The sequence below is a fragment of the Nonomuraea sp. NPDC050680 genome, assembly GCF_040654555.1.
Lineage (GTDB): Bacteria > Actinomycetota > Actinomycetes > Streptosporangiales > Streptosporangiaceae > Nonomuraea.
Genome location: NZ_JBFAIF010000016.1, coordinates 1 through 19,108 on the forward strand (window position 1 = coordinate 1; position 19,108 = coordinate 19,108).

A 19,108-nucleotide genomic window follows, 5' to 3' on the forward strand; every position below is an offset into this window, starting at 1 on the left:
GTGAGGAACCGCGTGTCCTCGGTGAACATCTTCGCGTAGTTGTCGAGCCCGATCCACTTGGCTGTTTCCAGCATGTTGAAGTCGGTGAACGACAGATAGAGCGACGCCAGGATCGGACCGACCGTGATCACGAACAGGCCGAGGAACCATGGCGCCAGGAAGAGGTAGGCCGTACGGGCCTCTCGCCGCTTGTGGGCGTTCACCCGCTGGGCGCGCCCCGCACCCGGCGGCTTGGCGTGGGCTCGCCGGGGAGCGAGCGCCCGTTCAGGGGTTACCGCGATCGAATCGGACATAGACGCATGCGTCCCTCATTCCTGGCCGTCCGGCACGGCGGGATCGGATAGCGCTTTCCTATAGGTGCACCAAAAGTTTCGTCAACCCTTTGCAGGCGTTACGTAGACGTTACCGATATATCGTGATCTATGTTTTGCCAGCTCATGTGCCTATCTGACTACCTGGCGCCCAGCTAAAATTTTCGACGAACTACAACCGGTTGCACCTTTGTCTCCGCGCTCAGTTCCGCTGCTCTACAGCCGTTGCTCTACAGCCGTTGCTCTACAGCCGGCCCCTAGAAGCAACTCAGGGAGTCCCTTGAGATCAAGGAACTCCCTGGTGGTGCGCTGCCGTACAGCCCTCCCCCTGAGCTGCGACATAACCTCTCACATCAGACCCGGGCGGCGCCGAGTTCGGCGAGCAGGGCATCGAGCACGTGCATGGCGCGCCATGCCTTGGTCAGGCCGAACTGCGCGGAGAACCGTACGACGGCACGGGCCTCCTCCGCTGTGGCGCCGGCGGCGAGGGCGCGCGTCAGGTGGGCGCGGAAGCTCTCTTGCAGGGTCTGGAAGAGCACGTCGACGGTCATCGTGATGAACGCGCGCTCACGGACCGACAGCAACCGCATGTCGGCGCGCATCCGCGACTGCAGATCCATGTAGATGCCGAACGGTGCGTCGAGGGCGGCCACGGCCTGCCGCATCGGCTCGGGGATCGGGCTGCCCGTGCCGTTGGCGTTCACCTCGTGGCCCTGGCCGGTGGGGGCGGGCAGGGCGTGCTCCCGCTCCAGGTCGGCCAGGCGGGCGAGCGCCGCCAGAGCGGCGGGGTAGCCGCTGTCGTAGGCGACGAAGCGGAGCACTTCGCGCAGGTCGTCGGCCGACAGGCCGCAGTCTGCCGCCATCGTCACATGCTGTTGGAAGGGCAGGCCGAGGGTCTGCTGGCAGACGTCGGCTGTGAGGCACAGCAGGACCTTCTCGCGCGTGGTCAGCTCCGGGCTCTCGTCCCAGAGCAGGCGGTCAGTGGCGGCGCTCATCTCGGCGAACACCGAGTCCAGCGCCTTTACCTGGTGATTCATAGAAATCCTCCATATGTGAACAGCTGTAGCGTTACGACTGTAGCGCTAAAGTCGTTCGCCTACAATGGCCCACCATGGACACGACCCACTCGGCTCCGGCCAGCCCTTCTGGCGGCAGGCGGGGCCGCAACCCGCGCGGCCAGGGCGAGCGGCTGCGCGAGGACATCGTCGACGCCGCCCTGCGACTGCTGGACGAACACGGCGACGATCAGGCCCTGTCCATGCGCGCGGTGGCCCGGGAGGTCGGCGTCGCGGCAACCTCTGTCTACATTCACTTCGCCGACCGGGACGCGCTCGTACTGGCCGCTCTGGAGAGGTTCCATCGCGAACTCTTGGAGACCGTTGATCAGGCCGAGACCGGTGCCGCCGATCCGGCGGGGAAGCTGCGTGCCCGCGTCCTGCTGCTGGGCAGGTGGGTCCAACGGCACCCCGGCCTGTACAAGGTGCTGCACGAGAGCACGCTCAACCAGCGGGCGGCCATGTCGTTCAAGCAGGAGATGGCCGAGCGCACCACCGCCGCGGTGCAGCGGTGCATCGACGCCGGGCTCGCCCCGGCCGACGATGCCGCAGTGGTCTCACTGGACCTGAGGGCGGCGGTTCACGGGGCCGTGTCGATGCGGGTCAATCAGCCCGACCTGCCGTGGCCGCCGCTGGAGGAGCAGGTCGATCGTTTCCTGGCCAAGCTTGTCGGCCTCCCACCCGCCATCGGCCGCTGACCGGAACGACCGCGGCCGAAACCCGGTCGAGCTTGGTGACCCGCGATCTGGTCGCCTTCGCGGAGCGACGAGGGGCGCCTTGTCGTGTTCGGCGACCGAGCACCATGATCTGTGCGTGAACATCCGACAGGACAGGAACGCGCAGCGGATGCCCGCCGGGTTGGTCGCGCTCGCGCTCGGCAGCTTCGGGATCGGCCTGACCGAGTTCGTGATCGCGGGCTTACTGCCCCAGGTGAGCGACAGCCTGGACGTTTCCGAGGCCGCGGCCGGATGGCTCATCTCGGGATATGCCCTGAGCGTCGCGATCGGCGCGATCCTGCTGACCGCCGCTACCACCCGCATCCACCGCAAGGCCGTCCTCGTCGCTTTGGTGGCGTTGTTCGTCCTCGGCAACCTGCTGTCCGCCGTCGCGCCCAGCTACGCCGTGGCGCTGCTCGGCCGCGTCATCGCCGCCCTGTGCCACGGCTCCTTCTTCGGCATCGGCTCGCTCGTCGCCCGCCGGATGGTCCCGCCGGAGCGGGCCTCGCAGGCGGTCGCCGTGATGTTCGCCGGGCTGACGATCGCCAACGTGCTGGGCGTACCGTTCGGCGCTCTGGTCGGCGAACACTGGGGCTGGCGCGCCACGTTCTGGGCCATCACCGGGATCGGCGTGCTGGCCCTGGCGGCCATCGCCGTATGGGTCCCGGCCTGGGCGGGCGCCGTGCACGAGGCCCACCGGCCGGCCGGTCTGCGCCCTCAACTGCGCGCCTTCCGCTCCTGGCAGGTCTGGCTGACCCTGGCCGCCACCGCCCTCAGCTACGGCGGCATGTTCGGCGCGTTCAGCTACATCGCGTACACCTTTACCGAGGTCACCGGCTTCACCACCGCGGACGTCGCCTGGCTGCTCGTCGTCTACGGCAGCGGCCTGGTGATCGGCAACGTCGCCGGTGGCCGGGCGGCCGACCGCAACCGCGACCGCACGCTGATCGTGTCCCTGGCCGGACTCGCCGCCACGCTCGCCGCGTTCGGGCTGCTGGCCGACGGGCGGGTCGCGTCAGTGGTCCTGGTCTTCCTGATGGGCGTCTTCGGGTTCGCCAGCGTCCCCGGCATGATCACCCGCGTCACGGACGCCGCGGGCGGCGCGCCACTCGCCGCCAGCGCCAACGTCGCGGCCTCCAACGTGGGCAACGCCCTGGGCGCCTGGCTCGGCGGCCTCGCGATCAGCGCGGGCCTGGGTTACACCGCGCCGCTGTACGTGGGCGCCGCGGTCGTGGCGCTCGGCCTCGCCGTGATGGTGGTCACCGCGCGCACCGGGCGTGGCCGCCTCATCACCGCCGGCCGGCCCTGACCAGGCGACTGGTCGCGCCTGGCTGAAGCGCACCAGGCCACCGAGCGGTCAGCAGAATCAGGCGGCGCGTCGCCTATCACCTCACCATTGGTGACGACGAAACACGCACACGAAAAGGGGACGATCCCCAGTCATCTTGTCTACTTTTAGGGTGTTCACGGTGTCGAGCTTCCACCCCTGGGCTTCAACTACCTCGATGCCACGGCCGAGCTTCTCGATCTCACCGGAAACGTTGAGATGCCCGATCTCACTGATGATCTGAGCCGTGAACACCGTACGTCCCTCAGCTGCGGCGTTTCGGGCACTGGCCGCCAATGCGTCGTTCGTGGCCTGCTTGAAGATCCCCATGCCTACTCCCCTCTCCGCTGGATCCCACAAGGGATCATGGGCATGCCCCAGCGACCCAGACAGCGCAAATTCGTTCAACGCATTGGACGCGCCTCTCCTCCAAACGGTTGAGAGGGTCCGGCGATTGCTCTGCCGTCCACGGTTCATCTCACCGGAAGTCGCGTGCGTGGTCGAGTACCCATTCATCGAATGTGATCGCAGAGCGGCTCGGGACTTCCTCGACAGTGGGCGCCGCCGGGCTGCATGTAGTCCAGGGCTCCTTGCGCTCGACGGCCTGTCATACGCATGAACCCGTATGACGGCGTTGCTGTACCGGTCGCTGTCGTCACTCATTTTTGTCACCCGAGGGACTCGGCAGCATGCCTGGAAACAATCCAGAACACGTACATGTCATGATCTTATGGGTCGATGTCGAACGTGCGAGTCATCATCTTGGCGGTAATTGTGGCGTTGTTCGTCGCGCCAAGCCTGTCCGCGCTCCTGGCAACGATCGGTAGCCTCGAACCCGCTGGCGTGCTGACTGGCCTGGCGGCGGGCTTCCTTCTGCGAAGGCAGCCCTCGATGGCGGCGCTGGCGACCCTATACGGCAGCGCGTCAGCAGTCCTGATCGGCGAACTCTTCGCGCAGGACCTCCTCGACGAGACGGGCTTCGCCGACGCGATGGCGGGCTGGCCGGGCTGGGTGTTGGGAGCTGTCCTCGCCTACCTGATCGCGGCCCAGGGGCTGCCCAGAGGAAAGGCCGGCGAAGTGAAGCCCGCCGTACTCCCGATGGGTGTCGCCGCGTTGATCGCCGCGGTGCTCTCCTGCGGGCAGATCGTCGCGGGCAAGGCGTTCGGGATGACGCAGTGGGTCGACTATCACCCCTACGACGGCCCGGGCTGGTATCGCGATCTCACCAGCGCCACCTGGTATCCCGCGGCTTCGGTCGTGCTCGCTGCGGTGATCGCGAGCAGGATGCCCGGTGGGCGTGAACGGTTCGTCGTACTGCCACTCGCCGCATGGTTCGGCTGTGCGGTGACGGCTGGGCCGCTGCAGTTCCCACCCGGCGCCAGATCCTCGAAGACCTGCGTGACGGCGAGCTCTCGGCCGGGCAGATCACCAGCCGGTTCTCCATCAGCGGGCCGTCCATCTCCCGTCACCTCGGAATCCTCAAGGGCGCCGGCCTGGTCACCGAGCGCCGCGACGGGGAAGAAGCGTGAGGCAACCCGCCTGCCCAGCGTCGTGAACCGAGCGATGCCCGCAACCTCGCCAACTACATCGCAAGATCACTACTCGAGGCCGGCGGGTTCAGACCACAACTACACACTCGGATCGGATGAGCCCGGAAAGTCGTGAAAGAAATCCGGGACGCGTGTCGGATCGGGGCGGTGGTGTTCGTAGCAGGGGTGAGGTCGCCACAAGGGGCGCGCGACCGACTTCCCGCAAGGAGACACCATGACCGCCACGTACACCTTCGACATCTTCTCCACGCTCGACGGCTTCGCCAACCACAACGGCGACTGGGGCGGCTACTGGGGCAAGCAGGGCCCCGAATTCCTCGCCTATCGCGCCGCTGCCTACCGCGACCCGCTGCGCATGGTACTCGGGGCCAAGACCTACTCCTCGAACGCTCCGTTCCTTAACCCAGGCTTCGACCGCAGCCTGTTCGACGGGTGGATCACGCGCATGTTCGACTCCCCGGTCACGGTGCTCTCCAGCCGGCTGACCGAGCCGCTCGAGTGGCCGGACACGACCATCGAGTCCGGCGATCCCGTCGAGGTGGTCACGCGCCTCAAGGCCGAATCCGATGTGCCGCTGCGCTCCCACGGCAGCCTGACGCTCAACCGGGCACTGCTGAACGCCGGCCTGATCGACACCATCGAGGTGACGGTCTTCCCCGTGATCTCCGGGACGACCGGCGTGGACCGGATCTTCGACGGTGCGGACGACTTCGACCTCGAACTGCTCCAGGCCCGGACCTTCGACGGCCACACGCAGGTGCTGACCTATCGGCCGACCCGACACAGTTGATCGGCGACGGGGCGCTCCGCCCTGAGCTTCCGCAACCTCACCGGCTGAGCCGCCCGGTCACTGCTCGAGACCGGCGGATTCAGATCCCGGTTACACCCTCGATCATGAAGACCCGGCAAAGCACGTAGGCGACGGATCTCGGCCAGCGGACGCGGGACGTCGGACCGCGCTTGGGCGTGAAAGCGCGTTCTCATCCCAGCGATCGTCGGGACTAGGTGGCAGTGCACCATTTTCCGCCCTTGAACTTGTCGTCAACCTTGATCTTGGGCGCCGAGTCGGCGACCGAGATCTCGAGTTGCGCAGTGGCAGCCACCAGGGCGCCGGCCGGCGCCTTGGCCGCCTTGGCGTCGACCACCACGCTCCGGTCGCCGAGCAGCGCGTAGGTGTCCCTGTCGAAGATCAGTTCCCAGCGCACCCCGTCCGGGCTCACGAAGCCCACACCTACGCCCTTGCGGCCTGCGGCATCCTGCACCTCCTCATCGATGGTGATGCCGGGGAACGTACTCAGGGCCTGGTACAGCGCACTGCGCTGCGCGGCCGGCAAGTACGTCTGCCACAGCAACCGGCGGGCGGCGAGGTAAGCGAGGAACGGTGTCAGCTTTTCCGCCTTGGGCTTCCACATGGCGTCAAGGTGGGCGCGCATGCCCTCCACGTCGGTCGGCAGGCTTTTGATCGTCGGGTAGTCGTTCTTGGCGTCCTTGCAGTAGACGATGGGGTTAACCGTGGTTCCCATTTTCTTGTAGGCGGACTTCGGAATCGGTTGGCCGGCATAGGCCAGGGGCTCAATGATCGTCTGCTCGTGTACCCCGTCGGCGAACTGCCCCCGCTGCCTTTCGCCCGCCCGCAGCCAGACGGTGTCCTTGAAGCGCAAGTAGTAGTGCTCCTGGGACTTGTCGTAGGGCACCAGTGAGTAGTCGGTGGTCTGCAGGGTTTTCACCACGATGTACTGGTCGTCGCGCGGCTCTATCTCGTCATCAGCGGCCCTCGCCGCGCGGTGGAGTACTTCGGCGGCCGACAGCAGCTTCATCTCGTGAGGCGGGTTCGAGGCGGGCGGGACCTTCACCATGACCAAGCCAACGGCCAGCGCCAGCCCTCCGGCGACGGCGAAGGTGTACGGCTTGCGCCAAGACCAGCGGGACCTGCCGGCCGTGAGAAGCCGATCCCTGGCCATGGCCTTGGTGCCGGGGTCGTAGGGCGCCACTTCGGGCCGGACCTCGTTGATCAGGTCGAACTCGTTCATCGGATGTCCTCCAGGACGTTGCGAATCTTGGCCCGGACCCGGGACAAGCGGGAACGGACGGTGCCCACCGGGATGTCGAACGCCTGAGCCGCCTGCTCATAGGACAGCTCGGCCCACGTGACCAGGAAGAGCAGCTCACGTTCCGCCGAAGAGAGCCTCGCCAGCGCATCGGCCAGGCGGGGACCGAGCCGCTGGGCGTCGATCCGGTCAATGCTGCGCTGTTCGAAAGGGTTGTCGTCGTGACTCGGAACCCTGGCCAGAGCGCGCAGCTTACGCAGCTCGGTACGGCGGTGCTTGGCGATCAGGTTGGAGGCGATGCCGTACAACCAGGGCGCGGCGTCCGGTCTGGACAGGTCGTAGCGGGAACGCTTACGGAACGCCGCCAGGAACGTCTCCGCCGTCACGTCGTCGGCCGTGGAGAAGTTCTCCTGGCCGAGGCGCCTGGTGGCATATCGATGGATCTCATCCGCGTACCTGTCGAAGAGGCTCGCAAAGCGTTCGGGGTCGGCCAGCGACTCCTCGATGAGGGCGGCGTCGGTGATGGCCGCCACTGGGGTGAGTCCTCTCATAGGGGGAAGTCCTTCCGCAGGGCGCGTTCGCACCCTTCACCCCTAACTCACCCGCACCAGCCCTCCAGTTCCCACCGATCTCCCTCGAACTCGGCCAGAAGTGCCCGAAGTGCTCTGGGCGTACTCGGCGTCCGTGGACGCGACGATCCGGCATGCGATTCCCAGCAGCAAGTTGCGGACCTGGAGAAACTCGGTGAGGCCGTCGTCGGAAAGGTCCCGGGCGGCCACACTGCCGCCCCGGGACCGCTCATCGCCGGACGTGGGCCACCGCCTCTAGGATCGTGTTGAGCATCACGAACGTCTGATCCCCGCGCTGGGAGACTTCTATTACGGCGGCCTGAGCCTTGCCTGCGTGGCCGACGTCAGCGCAGCCGCGCGCATGATCGTGCATGGCGGCGTCGCTATACCCGGCTCCTGTACACCGCCCCGGCCAAGGCCCCGCCCGCCATGCGGACGGCGTGGTTCATCGTCAGACGGCCGTCTGCCCGATCTACCTCGAGTTCGCCACGATGATCGAGGAGATCGAGCGGGTGGTCGTCACCCGGGTCGGTCAGGCCAAGAGTGAGGGCCGCACTCGCCGCATCGTCAGCCTCGTCGTCCTGCCGGACGGACGGCGCGGTCAGTAGCGGCTGAAGGGCGCCCACTCCCTGACGGTGTAGGACTCGGCGCGCCGCTCGATCTCCAGCGCGGATCGGCCGCTGAAGTGGGCGGGCAGGACCAGCGCGATGGTGTCGGCGGCCCAGTCGAGCAGGCGGCGCCTGGTCGCGCGGGCCTGGACCGGGTCCTCGCAGAAGCAACTGCCGTGGTGGTGGTGACGCAGTTGCAGCGGCGTGTGGATGATGTCGGCAGCGAACAATGCCCGGTCGCCGCCGGATTCCAGCTTGATCACCGCGTGGCCGGGTGTGTGTCCGGGAGCGGCCTCCAGACGCAGGTTGCCGTCGATGACGTGAGAGTCCTCCCACAGGTGCACCTGTCCGGCCGCGTGCACCGGGGCGATGCTGTCCTCGAAGGCGTACTCGTTAATGCTGCCGGGGATGCCCGGATTGTTGTCCGGATTCCAGTGGTGGAAGTCGGCGGCCGGCATCAGATACGTGGCGTTCGGGAAGGTCGGCACCCACTCGTCGTCGACCAGACGGGTGTTCCAGCCGACGTGGTCGAGATGGAGATGAGTGTTGACGACCAGGTCGACGTCCTCGGGCCGGACTCCGGCCACCGCGAGCCGACCGAGATAGTCCAGTTGCTGCCGGTGCCAGGGTTCGACCGCGGGGCGGTTCTTGCCGTTGCCGATCCCAGTGTCGATCAGGATGGTACTGCCCTCGCTGCGCAGCACCCAGGTCTGCATGGCGACGTGCACCAGGTCGTCGTCGGCGCTCAGGTGATCCGGGACGAGCAGGTCGCGGTGCTCCCTCCAGGCTTCCTCCGGCATGGTCGGGAAGAAGTCCCGGGTCGGCATGATCGGGCCGTGGGTCTCCTCGACGCGGGTGACGGTGACGTCGCCGAGCTTGATCTCATGCATGGGATTCTCCAATGGTGGCCAGGGTCAGGTTGGGGTCGGTGGCGGTGAGGTAGGCGGCGTTGAGCACGTAGAGGGTCCGGTCGCGTACCGCCACCGAGGTGGGGTTCTGAAGTTCGGCGGTGAGAAGGGTCACGGCACGGCCGTCCGTGTCGATGCGCACCACCTTGTTCGGGGCGTTGAGGGCCGCGATGACCTGGTCGTCCCCGTCGCCGGTGAAGGCGATGTCATCGATGCCGACCAGGCCAGTGGCCTTGACCTGTACAGGTCCGGGGCGGCGCTGTCTGATCGGAATTCGAAGCAGGGTCCCCCGGTCGAGATTCGTGGCCCAGATCGCGCCGTGCCGTACCTTGATGCCGTTGGCGCCGAGGAATCCGGCCGCGGCGAGTTCCGGTGCCGACGACCAGACCCGGGCGTGGCCGCCGTGCAGGGGCACCGTGGAGATGGAGCCGAGGACCGAGTCAGTGAGGTAGAAGGTCTTCGCCGGTTCGTCGTAGGCCAGGCCGTTGGGCAGGCCGTTCGCTGGGAGCGCGGCGATGCGCTGAGGTTTCCCCCCTGGACGCAGCCGGTAAAGGCCGGTGGTCGCGGGGTCGCCGCTGGCGTACAGGAAATAGAGCGTGCCGTCGGCGGTGCGGACGATGCCGGCGGTCAGGGCGAACCCGAGGGCCGGTGCACCGCCTTCAGCCGGGGCAGGGAGGGTCGCCAAGATCCGGATCGTGCCTTTGGGGCTGATCTCGGCGACCTGGCGGGCGGTGGCGAAGGTGACATAGGCCGTTCCGTCCGGGGAGAGGGCGATGTTCTCCGGCTGCTGGCCCTTCGTCAGGTCGAAATGCACTGCTATCCGGGACGTCGCCGCGTTCGATGGGGATACGGTCGTCAGGCCGATTCCGACGGCGATTGCGAGGGTGAGCAATCTGGTGCGCATACCTGGTCCTGTCTGAATGAGGGCGTGCGGCATCGGGCGCTCCGGCCGGAGCGCCTGGGGAATGTGCGGGGTCAGTTGGAGATTCGGGTACGCCGCGACGCCTGTCCTGCCAGCACGCTGTGGACGAGCAGCGTCATCGCGGAGTGCGAGGGCGAGCCGGGTTCGGTGGTGGCGACGACCACCGCCTGGTCATCGGTGGTCCACAGGGTCTGCTGGGTCACCCGCATGGCGCCCACCAGCGGGTGTCGCATCTCGTAGGCCGTGTCGCCGCCGGTCTTGACGCGGTGGTCGGCCCACATCGTGGCGAACTCCGGGCTCTTGACCGTCAGTTCTCCGACCAGCGCGGTCAGTAGCGGGTCGTCCGGATGGCGGCCGGAGGCCATGCGCAGGGTCGCCACGACGCCTCGGGCCTTCGCGGGCCAGTCGGCGTACAGGTCTCGGCGTGATCGAGCCAGGCCGCGCGGTGTGTCAGCCGAGGATGAAGCCGGTCCCAGGCGCGCGCCTCGGCCTTGCTGTAGTGGGTGGTGTCGGTCGCGGTGCTCACCGCTGCTTCGGACCAGGTGGCAGGGTCGGCCAGGGTGAACTCTGAACTCTCCGCCGTGCTTGGGCGGACGCCCATTGGTACCCGGCAGCCGTGGTGGAGCGGGCAGGCGCAACACCCGGTCAGAACGGATTCGCCCCAGCAGTTCGACGGGCAGGTCGCGCAGGACGTAGGCCGGGCGGGTGATGTCGTAACCGGCGTCGGTCACGATGAGCATGTCCGGGTCGCCGCTGCTCCACTGCCCGGCGGCGATCAGGCGCTCGACCACGCCGCGTAACTGGGCGGCGGTGATGGCGGTGATGGCGGTGGCGTCGTCGGCCGGCCCCAGCCGCACCACATCCAGCAGCGCCGTCCACGAACTGCGGCCCATCTCCAACGCCGCCACGAACGAGTACGGCCAGCCCGGGATGAACTGCGAGGCGCTCTTGGCCCGGCCATAGACGTGGCAGAACAGGCGTTCGGCCGAGCAGGGCGCGTCCGAGCGCAGCCACGGGGACACATCCACCGCCAGGACGATCCGCCCGTCCGGCCAGCGCGGTAACGGCAGTTCGGCCAGCACTTCACGCAACCGTTCCACGTCGATCCGGCCGTGGTTGAGTCCGGCTCCTCCCCACCGTCCGCGTCCGCCGCTGGCCTGAAGCGGCCGTGAAGCCGATCTATATCGCCGGGAGCTACCGTCAGGTCCCGATGACTGGCAGCAGTACGTGACGCCGTACCGCGTGAATCGGAGAGGCAAGCCCACCATGTTGAGAAGCGCCATAGCCGCCCTGGCCGCCGCCGTCCTGTCCCTGGCCTGGCTGTCTGCGCCATCGTCCGCGCAGGCCGCCTCCCCTGAGTGGGACTGCGCGAAGGAGTTCTGGCAGAACGACGGCGATAGCGGCGGATCCTCGGGCAACGTCAACATCTACCTATCGGGAGCGACGGACCATGAGGCCATTGCCACCTTCAAGGCCGCGGGCGAGACGGTCTCGCTGAACAACGCCTGGGGCAGCGGGGCGAGGGCGAGCGCGGCGCTCTACCGAACGACCACCAACGGCAACATCAGGGTAAGCCGCTACCTCACCGCCAACGGCGGTTCGTCCGATTTCGAGGATCTCAGCCTGGGCGAGGGCCTGAAGGTCTTCGTCGAGCTGAAGATGTCCGACAGCACCGGCCAGTGGGCCACCTGCCGCAGCAGCGTGTTCACTAGCTGACCGGTGGCGTCGGGCTCCGCGTAACGCAGAAGCCCTGGTAATCGCAGCAATAACCAGGACTTTCCGTGATCGCGATCGAGCCCCGCTGTCCCGTAACGTCCGGCTACGACCGACCGTCTACGAATGATCCTTCCCAATCGGCGATGGCAAGCAACTCACCATCACCGGCTCGGCGGCCTTCATCGACGGCGAGCGCATCGAGGGCACCACGAAGAGCGGCCGGAAGCGCATCGTCAGCATCGACGAGCAGACGGCCCAGGTCCTCAGCAACCAGCGAAAGATGCAGGCAGAGGACAAGCTGAAGGTCGCCCTGAGTGGCGAGGCGCCGGCGCGTACGTGTTCACGACCGGCTGGGGCGAGCCGATCCACCCGGACACCGTCAGCTCGCTCTTCCCGATCCTGATCAAGCGCCACAATGCCCACCACCCGAAGGACCCGCTACCCCATGCCCGACTCCACGACCTCCGCCACATCCACGCGACCACCCTGCTCCTGGCGGGCGTCCCGGTCCACGTCGTCGCGGCCCGGCTCGGCCACGCAGACCCCCTCAATCACTCTTCGGGTCTATGCCCACGTGATCCGTGCAGCGGAAGCGTCGGCGGCGGAGATCTTCGCCCAGGCGATCAACGAGTGAGCACGCCTCGGTGTTAGCAAGATCGCGAGATTGTCCTGACAAACACAAAGGCCTGCTCCAGGTTTTCCCTGGTAACGGGCCTTGATGCTGTGTGCGGCCGGAGGTACTCGAAACCCCAACCTTCTGATCCGTAGGGAAGGGCAGACGCCTCGTTCGCGCGCTGCTGCCCTGCTGAGGCGGTGGATAGAGGTCGAAGCCATGAGATCGCGTGAGGCGGGGTTGCTGTACGCGCTGCTGTACAGCACGCTGCCGACGCGCCTCAGCGCTGCTGCCACCCAGCTCGCGCAGGAAAAGAGTCGTGTTGACCTTCCTGGTTTCTCAGCCGGCAACGGACGGATATCGGGCTGCCACAAGATCGTCGGCGAGGTCATGCAGGGAAAGGTCGGCGTTCAGCGCGGCGACCATCGTCTGCGTCAGCGGCCGAAGGGCATAGACGTGCCGCACCGCATCGAGATCCACGGGCACCTCGTAGTAGTCCTCCGCGAACCGCTGGAACGCCTCCGGAGACGGATCGACCAGCCGCGCGAACAGATACGCCGCCCCATCGGGATCGGTGACGCCGTCCGGGTAGTCGATCTCACCCACCCGCCAACAGCCATCACCGACCGCGCGCCACAAGCAGGCGGTCACGACCGGCATGCCGTCCTCGTCGCAGAACGCCGCCTCCCGCATACACCGGCGGAACACCTCAGGGACGGAGTCGAGCAGCCCCGGCCACGGCCCGTCGTTGCCGTACGGGCTCATCACCGCCTCGTGGGCGAAGCCGCGGATGTACGCACCCGCCGCGGAGAAGACGATCGAGTATTCGTCCCCCGAGCCGTTGCTCATCGAGGCCATCTCCTCCCCAGGCCCCCAGCCGGCGTCGTAGGAGTGGTAGCGGCTGGACCAGTCCGGACTCAGGATGGCCTCCAGCACCGCCATGGACCGGCACAGATCACGAAGCACCGGGATATCAGGCAGCAGCCGGGCCACATCGTGAGCAGTCATGAGCCTCATCCAATCGGATGCCAGCGACATCCTCTGTGTCCTTCCGAACAGCATGGGACTATGGCTATGAGGGTGGATCCGAGAGCCTTGTGTCGGTCGGTTTGAGAGCCACGTACTGATCAACTGCCTTGAGTGTTGGTGAAAACGAGAGCCATGCCCGTGGGTCTGGGGCATGGCTCTCGTGACGCTGTGTGAGGGGTGGGCCGGAATATGCCAGAAACCTGCCGCGAGGTCAGTCTCCAGCACCGTGGCCAGGGCAGATGATCCGATAACGCTGCCGCGAGAACGGGGTTTGTGACGGAGCTTGTGAGCCATCGCCGCATTTCAGAGGCACACCCGCGCTGTTCTGCCAGCGGTGAACTCTGCCAGCGGTGAACACCGGCCCGACCGGACTCGACGATCACTACAGTCCAGTCTCATGACGACAGTGACAACCCGCACGGTCGAGTACCCCGCCGACGGCCTGACGATGATCGGGCACCTTGCGCTGCCCTCCGGCACCGGGCGCCGCCCCGCGGTGTTGCTCGGACCAGAGGGCCCAGGGCTCAGCGACGTGGAGCGCCGCCGAGCCGACGCGCTCGCCGAGCTGGGATATGTGGCGCTGGCCTTCGACCTCCACGGCGGGCGCTTGCTCACCGACCCCGAGGAGATGCTGGCCCGTTGCATGCCGCTGCTCGCCGACCCCGACCGGATGCGGGGCATCGGCCACGCGGCGCTCGACGTGCTGCGCGCCGAACCGCGGACCGACCCCGACCGGATCGCCGCCGTCGGCTACGGCACCGGGGGCGCCATCGGGCTGGAGCTCGGGCGCGACGGCGTCGACCTCCGCGCGATCGGGACAGTAAACGCACTGACGACGGGCCGACCGGGCGAGGCGGCGCGCATTCGCTGCCCGGTGTGGGCCGGGGTCGGGTCGGAAGACCCGATCATGCCGCCCGCGCAACGGGACGCGTTCACCGCCGAGATGCAGGCCGCGGGCGTCGACTGGCGCCTCGTGGTCTACGGCGGCGCCTTGCACGCCTTCCACCACCCGCCGGTCGACCACACCGTGGTCCCCGGCGTCGGCTACCACCCACGGCACGCGCAGCGAGCCTGGCGCGACGTCGTCGACCTGCTCGCCGAGTGCCTGCCCGTGACGGAGTGATCTGGTCAGTCCAAGCTCGGCCACCCGCTGACCAGCGCTTACCGGTCACCACGGCAGGTTTCTGGCGTATTCCGGTCCCACCCCTGTGAGTGTGGTCAGCTGACTTGTTCGGCGCCGGCTCGGGTTTGGGCAAGGCGGTAACGCTTCGGGGCATCTTGGCTGGTCAGATGAGGTGGTCAGGGGCGGTCGAACCGCCGACCTTCCGCATTTCAGGCGGAGCAATCACCCTGCTCGGCTGATGGAGACCGTAGTCAGGGGCGTGTGGACGGTGGCGCGGATGTGTCGCCGTGTGAGGACGTTGCTGTCAGCGCTGCTGTCGCCTCAGCCATGGTTACTCGGTGTCGGGGTCCGGGGAAGGAGGGCCTCGGCGTCGATCGCCCCGATGCCCTTGGCCGCGTGTACGTGTTCACGACCGGCTGGGGTGAGCCGGTCCACCCGGACACCGTCAGCTCACTGTTCCCGATCCTGATCAAGCGCAACAACGCTCAGAATCCGAACACCCCACTGCCCAGAGCTCGCCTCCACGATCTCCGCCACATTCACGCGACGACCCTGCTCCTGGCGGGCGTTCCCGTCCACATCGTCGCGGCCCGGCTCGGCCACGCCGGCCCCTCAATCACTCACTCTCCGGGTCTACGCCCACGTGATCCGCGCAGCAGAAGCCTCCGCAGCCGACGTCTTCGCCCAAGCGATCAACGAGTGAGGGCCCTGTTAGCAGAGGTGTTAGCAAGATCCCGAGATTGTCAGGACAAACACAAAGGCCCGTTCCAGGTTTTCCCTGGTAACGGGCCTTGATGCTGTGTGCGGCCGGAGGTACTCGACACCCCAACCTTCTGATCCGTAGGGAAGGGCAGATGACCTGTCAACCTGCGACCGTCCTGCTCAAGAGGTGATCGCGGAGAGTCCGCATGCGTTCGAGTAAGGCGGCGTTGCTGTACGTTCTGCTGTATAGCTCGCGCATCTCGGCAGTGCAGAATGTCGGTCGCCTAGCCTCAGCGCCTGTTCAGTCCCCGCAGTACTGGCAGCCCCGCGCCGGAGTCAAGCACGAGGCGGTCCCCGAGCGGTCCCGTGGCCACTTCGGTTACGGCGCGCAGCGCCACCAAGGCCCGCCACCTTGCCGCCCGCCCCGCCGCCGGCGGGGCAGTCCTGCCGTGGTCTCTCCGGGTGATCGGTAGCCTGGCGAGTCTGATGCAAGTCACATGTAAGCCTGCACGTCTAGACATGCACATGTGAACTAAGACGCCGGAATCCGCACGAAGACGGCGTTCCATCCGTCATCGCCGCGAATGAGCCCGATCATCTCGTTACAATGCCGACTTCGTTGAAGGATGGGAGCGCTCTGCATGGCGCTGGAGATCAGGTTCCTCGGCCCGTGGCAGGTCCTGGCCGGTGACGAACCGGTCAGGTTCGCCGGGCAACGACGAATCGGCGTGCTGGCCAGACTCGCCCTGGACTCCGGGCAGGCCGTACACACCGAGCGGATCCTCACCGACATATGGGGAGACAGCTCCGCGGTGACCATAACCAAACAACTCCACATCGTGATCTCCAAACTCCGCGAAACCCTCGGACCCCACACCACCGAAGAGATCATCCAGACCATGCCCGGCGGCTACCGGCTCGCGCTCGAACCCGACCACATCGACGCCCACCTGTTCATCCGCCTGGCCAAACGCGCCCGCACCGCCCAGGCGCAGGGGGCCAGGGCCGCCGCAGACGCCCTGTTCCGCAGAGCCCTGCAGTTGTGGCGAGGCGAACCACTGGCCGAACTGACCGCCCCCTGGGCACGGATCGAAGCCACCCGCCTGGGAGAAGAACACCTCACCCTCCTGGAAGACCACACCGATCTCCGCATCGCCGTCGGCGACCACCACGCCGTGGCCGCCGACCTGGCCGCACACGTGCGGGCCCACCCACTGCGCGAACGCCCCGCCGCCCAACTCATGCTCGCCCTGCACCGTGCCGGCCGCCCATCCGAAGCGCTCGCCGTCTACCAGAACGCCCGCCGGGTCATGGTCTCCGAACTCGGCATCGACCCCGGCGCCGAACTACGCCGCCTGCACCAGGCTGTCCTGGTCAAGGATCCCGTCCTCGACCTGACCACCCCGGCCCAACAGGTCACGGTCAGCGAGCCGTACATCCCGGCCGAACTGCCCTTCGACACCCACGCCTTCACCGCTCGCGCCACCGAGATCCACCGCCTACGCACCGCACTCGGCCCCGCCGACGGATCCACCCACGGGCCCACCATCACCGTGATCGACGGACCCGGCGGCATCGGCAAATCCGCCCTGGCCGTTCACGTCGCCCACGCCATGGCCACCCGATTCACCGACGGCGTCATCTACCTCAACCTGCACGGATCAACCCCCGGACTCGACCCGCTGACCCCGACCCAAGCTCTGCACCACCTGCTGCGCTCCCTCGGCCTGGACGGCGCCGCCGCTTCCGCCGACCCCGGTGAGGCCGCCGCCCGCTACCGCTCCCTGACCGCGACGTGCAACCTGCTGGTCATCCTGGACAACGCCCGCGACGTCCGCCAGATCCGCCCGCTCATCCCCGCCGGCCTCGGCTGCCGGGTCCTGATCACCTGCCGGGACCCGCTGGCCACCCTGGACAACGCCCGCCACCTCCACCTGGGCGCCCTGGATGTCGCCGACGCCGCCGCGCTACTGTCCCGCCTGGCCGGACCCGACCGGGTACGCGCCGAACCGCAGGCGGCCGAGCGGATCGTCCATCTGTGCGGCGGCTTCCCCCTCGCCCTGCGGATCGTCGGCGCCCGCCTGGCCGCCCGCCCCGACTGGACCCTGTCCGACCTGGAAGGACGGCTGACCGACGCCACCCGCCGCCTGGACGTGCTGGAGTACGCCGACCTGGCCGTACGCGCCAGCATCGCGGTCAGCCACCACCACCTGCGAGAAGAACCCGCCGGTCGTGACGCCGCCCGCCTGCTACCCCTGCTCGGCATGCTCGACCTGCCCACGCACACCCCCGCCGCCACCGCTGCCCTGACCGGCTGGCCCCACCACCGCGCCGAAGCCGCTTTGGAACGCCTGCAGGACGCCCGCCTCCTCGAGGCCGCCGGGCCCGACCGCTACCAGTTCCACGACCTGGTCGGTCTTTATGCCCGCGAACGGGCGCACCAGGATCTGCCGGAGGAGGAACGCACCGCCGCCGTCCGGCGCGCGTTCCACCACTACCTGACCACCCTCTGGATGGCAAACACCCTCCTCAACAAGGATCCCGTAGTGCGATGCCCCATTGAGTTGCCCGACATCACCTTCAAGGAACCGGCCGAGGTGAGCCGATGGGTCCAGGATGAGCGGGACAATCTGCTCGCCGCCGCGCAGCAGGCGTTGGCCGGCCCCGACCCGGCGACCGCCATCGGCCTGGCCATCGGACTCCACTGGCCCTTCTGCTACCAGGGCTGGCACACGCAACTGGCCGACATCTACACGTACGCCATCGAGGTGGCCGATCGCATCGTGGCATGCGAGGACAAGGCCCAGCTCCGCAGCTTCCTGGGTTGGGTCTACCGGGACCAGGGCCGCTACGATGCCGCGATCGCGCAACTGAAGACGGCTCTCACCGACTGGGATCGCGCGCAACTGCCCCGAAGGAAGGTGGGAGCCCTCAGCAACCTCGGTGTCATCCACACGATCGTGGGCCGTCTCGACGACGCGCTCGCTTACCTGGAGTCGGCTCTGACGCTCAACGACGATGCCGAACGCCCTGGGGCCCCGGCTGTGCTCCGCAACAACAGGGTGCATGTCTACTACCGGCAGGGGCGCTTTGACGAGGCGATCGCGGAAGCACGCCAATTGGTGGAGCTGTGGCCGAAGACGGACCCGCTCGCCGGCGCAGGCTCGGCACACGACTCGCTGGGCGACATCTACCTCCATGCCGGTCAGCTGACCGAGGCGGTGGACAGCTACACGACGGCCGTGCGACTGCTCCGCGAATCGGGATACCACCTGAAGGAAGCCAGGTCACGCTGGTGGCTCGGCACCGCCCTGCACGACCTCGAACGGCACGACGAAGCACGGAAACAGTGGGAGGAGTCCGTCAGCCTCCTGCGCGACGCCCGCCTGCTCACGGCCCGGGAGGTGACCGAGATCCTCGCCCAGCCCGTGCCGGAAACACCCCAGCCGATCAAGAACATGCTCTGACCCTCATCCCGGCACATATCCCCACACTGGTCGACTTTGTCCACTTATGTGCGGATTCTTGTTGATGACGGCCGGGCCACGGAGATACCTGGCCGCATGAGAGTGGCTCCATGTCCTTGGCGATGGCCACGATGGACTCGGCGTCGAGCGGTCAGGTCCCGTAGGCGCAGCGTTGCACGGATGCCAGATCAGACGAGGGAGCCGAAGGCGGCGAGGTCTGGGTTGAGGTTGGCGGGGAGGTGCAGGGGTTCGAGGGCACCGGTTCGGGCGTCGAGGGAGAAGTAGCCGTAGCGGACCTCCTGGGAGGCGGCGATGTGGATGAGGAGATGATTGTTGTCCACCCAGCCGAGCAGATCGGTGAAGGTCTTCCCCCATGGCATCTTCGGCTCGTGGGTGGCCACGATGTCCCCGGTGGCCGCGTCGGCCACCCTGATCGGGCCCTCG

General features: G+C 67.4%; 20 protein-coding genes and 1 pseudogene. 10 read left to right on the plus strand and 11 right to left on the minus strand.

Annotated elements, in window-relative coordinates; all coding sequences use genetic code 11:
- Together AB0H88_RS37420 and AB0H88_RS37425 are read right to left on the minus strand one after the other, a co-directional pair.
- Nucleotides 1-293: pseudogene (locus tag AB0H88_RS37420) on the minus strand (ABC transporter permease); the annotation flags it as partial.
- Between the two features lie 371 nt (nucleotides 294-664).
- Nucleotides 665-1,348, minus strand: coding sequence for a carboxymuconolactone decarboxylase family protein (locus tag AB0H88_RS37425; RefSeq protein WP_357653016.1), 684 nt, complete (start codon nucleotides 1,346-1,348; stop codon nucleotides 665-667).
- Between the two features lie 74 nt (nucleotides 1,349-1,422).
- Here AB0H88_RS37425 and AB0H88_RS37430 point away from each other — a divergent pair, with 74 nt between their 5' ends.
- Both AB0H88_RS37430 and AB0H88_RS37435 read left to right on the plus strand, forming a co-directional pair.
- Nucleotides 1,423-2,064, plus strand: a complete 642-nt coding sequence (locus tag AB0H88_RS37430) for a TetR/AcrR family transcriptional regulator (RefSeq protein WP_357653018.1) — start codon at nucleotides 1,423-1,425, stop codon at nucleotides 2,062-2,064.
- 115 nt (nucleotides 2,065-2,179) lie between these two features.
- Complete coding sequence (locus AB0H88_RS37435) at nucleotides 2,180-3,391, plus strand: MFS transporter (RefSeq protein WP_357653020.1); 1,212 nt, start codon at nucleotides 2,180-2,182, stop codon at nucleotides 3,389-3,391.
- 81 nt (nucleotides 3,392-3,472) lie between these two features.
- On the opposite strand, the gene AB0H88_RS37440 is transcribed toward AB0H88_RS37435, so the two are convergent.
- The gene (locus tag AB0H88_RS37440; protein ID WP_219534557.1) at nucleotides 3,473-3,739 is read right to left on the minus strand and encodes a hypothetical protein; all 267 of its coding nucleotides are present in this window, start codon (nucleotides 3,737-3,739) and stop codon (nucleotides 3,473-3,475) included.
- A 998-nt stretch (nucleotides 3,740-4,737) separates the two neighbouring features.
- Between AB0H88_RS37440 and AB0H88_RS37445 the strand changes: the two genes are divergently transcribed.
- Together AB0H88_RS37445 and AB0H88_RS37450 are read left to right on the plus strand one after the other, a co-directional pair.
- Complete coding sequence (locus tag AB0H88_RS37445; protein WP_357653022.1) at nucleotides 4,738-4,938, plus strand: metalloregulator ArsR/SmtB family transcription factor; 201 nt, start codon at nucleotides 4,738-4,740, stop codon at nucleotides 4,936-4,938.
- A 235-nt stretch (nucleotides 4,939-5,173) separates the two neighbouring features.
- Entirely contained in the window at nucleotides 5,174-5,749 is a 576-nt protein-coding gene (locus AB0H88_RS37450) for a dihydrofolate reductase family protein (protein WP_357653024.1), read from the plus strand.
- Between the two features lie 211 nt (nucleotides 5,750-5,960).
- On the opposite strand, the gene AB0H88_RS37455 is transcribed toward AB0H88_RS37450, so the two are convergent.
- Nucleotides 5,961-6,989, minus strand: coding sequence for a CU044_5270 family protein (locus AB0H88_RS37455; protein WP_357653026.1), 1,029 nt, complete (start codon nucleotides 6,987-6,989; stop codon nucleotides 5,961-5,963).
- A complete protein-coding gene (locus AB0H88_RS37460; protein ID WP_357653028.1) occupies nucleotides 6,986-7,558 on the minus strand; it encodes an RNA polymerase sigma factor in 573 nt (190 codons plus the stop codon). Before AB0H88_RS37460 ends, AB0H88_RS37455 begins: the two co-directional genes overlap by 4 nt.
- A 458-nt stretch (nucleotides 7,559-8,016) precedes the next feature.
- Between AB0H88_RS37460 and AB0H88_RS37465 the strand changes: the two genes are divergently transcribed.
- The gene (locus AB0H88_RS37465) at nucleotides 8,017-8,184 is read left to right on the plus strand and encodes a hypothetical protein (RefSeq protein WP_357653030.1); all 168 of its coding nucleotides are present in this window, start codon (nucleotides 8,017-8,019) and stop codon (nucleotides 8,182-8,184) included.
- On the opposite strand, the gene AB0H88_RS37470 is transcribed toward AB0H88_RS37465, so the two are convergent.
- The 3 genes from AB0H88_RS37470 to AB0H88_RS37480 form a co-directional block, all read right to left on the minus strand.
- On the minus strand, nucleotides 8,178-9,074 hold the full coding sequence (locus AB0H88_RS37470; protein ID WP_357653032.1) for an MBL fold metallo-hydrolase: 897 nt from the start codon (nucleotides 9,072-9,074) through the stop codon (nucleotides 8,178-8,180). The genes AB0H88_RS37465 and AB0H88_RS37470 overlap by 7 nt on opposite strands.
- Complete coding sequence (locus AB0H88_RS37475; protein ID WP_357653034.1) at nucleotides 9,067-9,996, minus strand: hypothetical protein; 930 nt, start codon at nucleotides 9,994-9,996, stop codon at nucleotides 9,067-9,069. The genes AB0H88_RS37470 and AB0H88_RS37475 overlap by 8 nt, the downstream gene beginning before the upstream one ends.
- A gap of 71 nt (nucleotides 9,997-10,067) precedes the next feature.
- Nucleotides 10,068-11,114 carry a transposase gene (locus AB0H88_RS37480; RefSeq protein ID WP_357653036.1) on the minus strand — a complete coding sequence of 349 codons (1,047 nt, stop codon included), beginning with the start codon at nucleotides 11,112-11,114 and terminating at the stop codon, nucleotides 10,068-10,070.
- A 166-nt stretch (nucleotides 11,115-11,280) separates the two neighbouring features.
- Here AB0H88_RS37480 and AB0H88_RS37485 point away from each other — a divergent pair, with 166 nt between their 5' ends.
- On the plus strand, nucleotides 11,281-11,730 hold the full coding sequence (locus tag AB0H88_RS37485; RefSeq protein WP_357653038.1) for a hypothetical protein: 450 nt from the start codon (nucleotides 11,281-11,283) through the stop codon (nucleotides 11,728-11,730).
- A 117-nt stretch (nucleotides 11,731-11,847) separates the two neighbouring features.
- On the opposite strand, the gene AB0H88_RS37490 is transcribed toward AB0H88_RS37485, so the two are convergent.
- Entirely contained in the window at nucleotides 11,848-12,156 is a 309-nt protein-coding gene (locus tag AB0H88_RS37490; RefSeq protein ID WP_357653427.1) for a hypothetical protein, read from the minus strand.
- Here AB0H88_RS37490 and AB0H88_RS37495 point away from each other — a divergent pair.
- Nucleotides 12,067-12,381, plus strand: coding sequence for a tyrosine-type recombinase/integrase (locus AB0H88_RS37495; protein WP_357653040.1), 315 nt, complete (start codon nucleotides 12,067-12,069; stop codon nucleotides 12,379-12,381). The two genes, AB0H88_RS37490 and AB0H88_RS37495, sit on opposite strands and share 90 nt — an antisense overlap.
- Nucleotides 12,382-12,682: 301 nt before the next feature.
- On the opposite strand, the gene AB0H88_RS37500 is transcribed toward AB0H88_RS37495, so the two are convergent.
- Entirely contained in the window at nucleotides 12,683-13,351 is a 669-nt protein-coding gene (locus tag AB0H88_RS37500) for a hypothetical protein (RefSeq protein ID WP_357653042.1), read from the minus strand.
- Nucleotides 13,352-13,769: 418 nt separating this feature from the next.
- On the opposite strand from AB0H88_RS37500, the gene AB0H88_RS37505 reads away from it, so the two are divergent.
- The 3 genes from AB0H88_RS37505 to AB0H88_RS37515 all read left to right on the plus strand — a co-directional run bounded on the left by AB0H88_RS37505 (nucleotide 13,770) and on the right by AB0H88_RS37515 (nucleotide 18,664).
- Nucleotides 13,770-14,495 (plus strand): dienelactone hydrolase family protein, encoded by a 726-nt coding sequence (locus AB0H88_RS37505; protein WP_357653044.1) that lies wholly within the window; start codon nucleotides 13,770-13,772, stop codon nucleotides 14,493-14,495.
- A gap of 327 nt (nucleotides 14,496-14,822) precedes the next feature.
- A complete protein-coding gene (locus AB0H88_RS37510; RefSeq protein ID WP_357653423.1) occupies nucleotides 14,823-15,290 on the plus strand; it encodes a tyrosine-type recombinase/integrase in 468 nt (155 codons plus the stop codon).
- Between the two features lie 548 nt (nucleotides 15,291-15,838).
- On the plus strand, nucleotides 15,839-18,664 hold the full coding sequence (locus AB0H88_RS37515; RefSeq protein WP_357653045.1) for a BTAD domain-containing putative transcriptional regulator: 2,826 nt from the start codon (nucleotides 15,839-15,841) through the stop codon (nucleotides 18,662-18,664).
- 188 nt (nucleotides 18,665-18,852) lie between these two features.
- Here the strand turns inward: AB0H88_RS37515 and AB0H88_RS37520 are convergent, their stop codons facing one another.
- The gene (locus AB0H88_RS37520) at nucleotides 18,853-19,092 is read right to left on the minus strand and encodes a hypothetical protein (protein ID WP_357653047.1); all 240 of its coding nucleotides are present in this window, start codon (nucleotides 19,090-19,092) and stop codon (nucleotides 18,853-18,855) included.
- Nucleotides 19,093-19,108 lie beyond the last annotated feature (16 nt).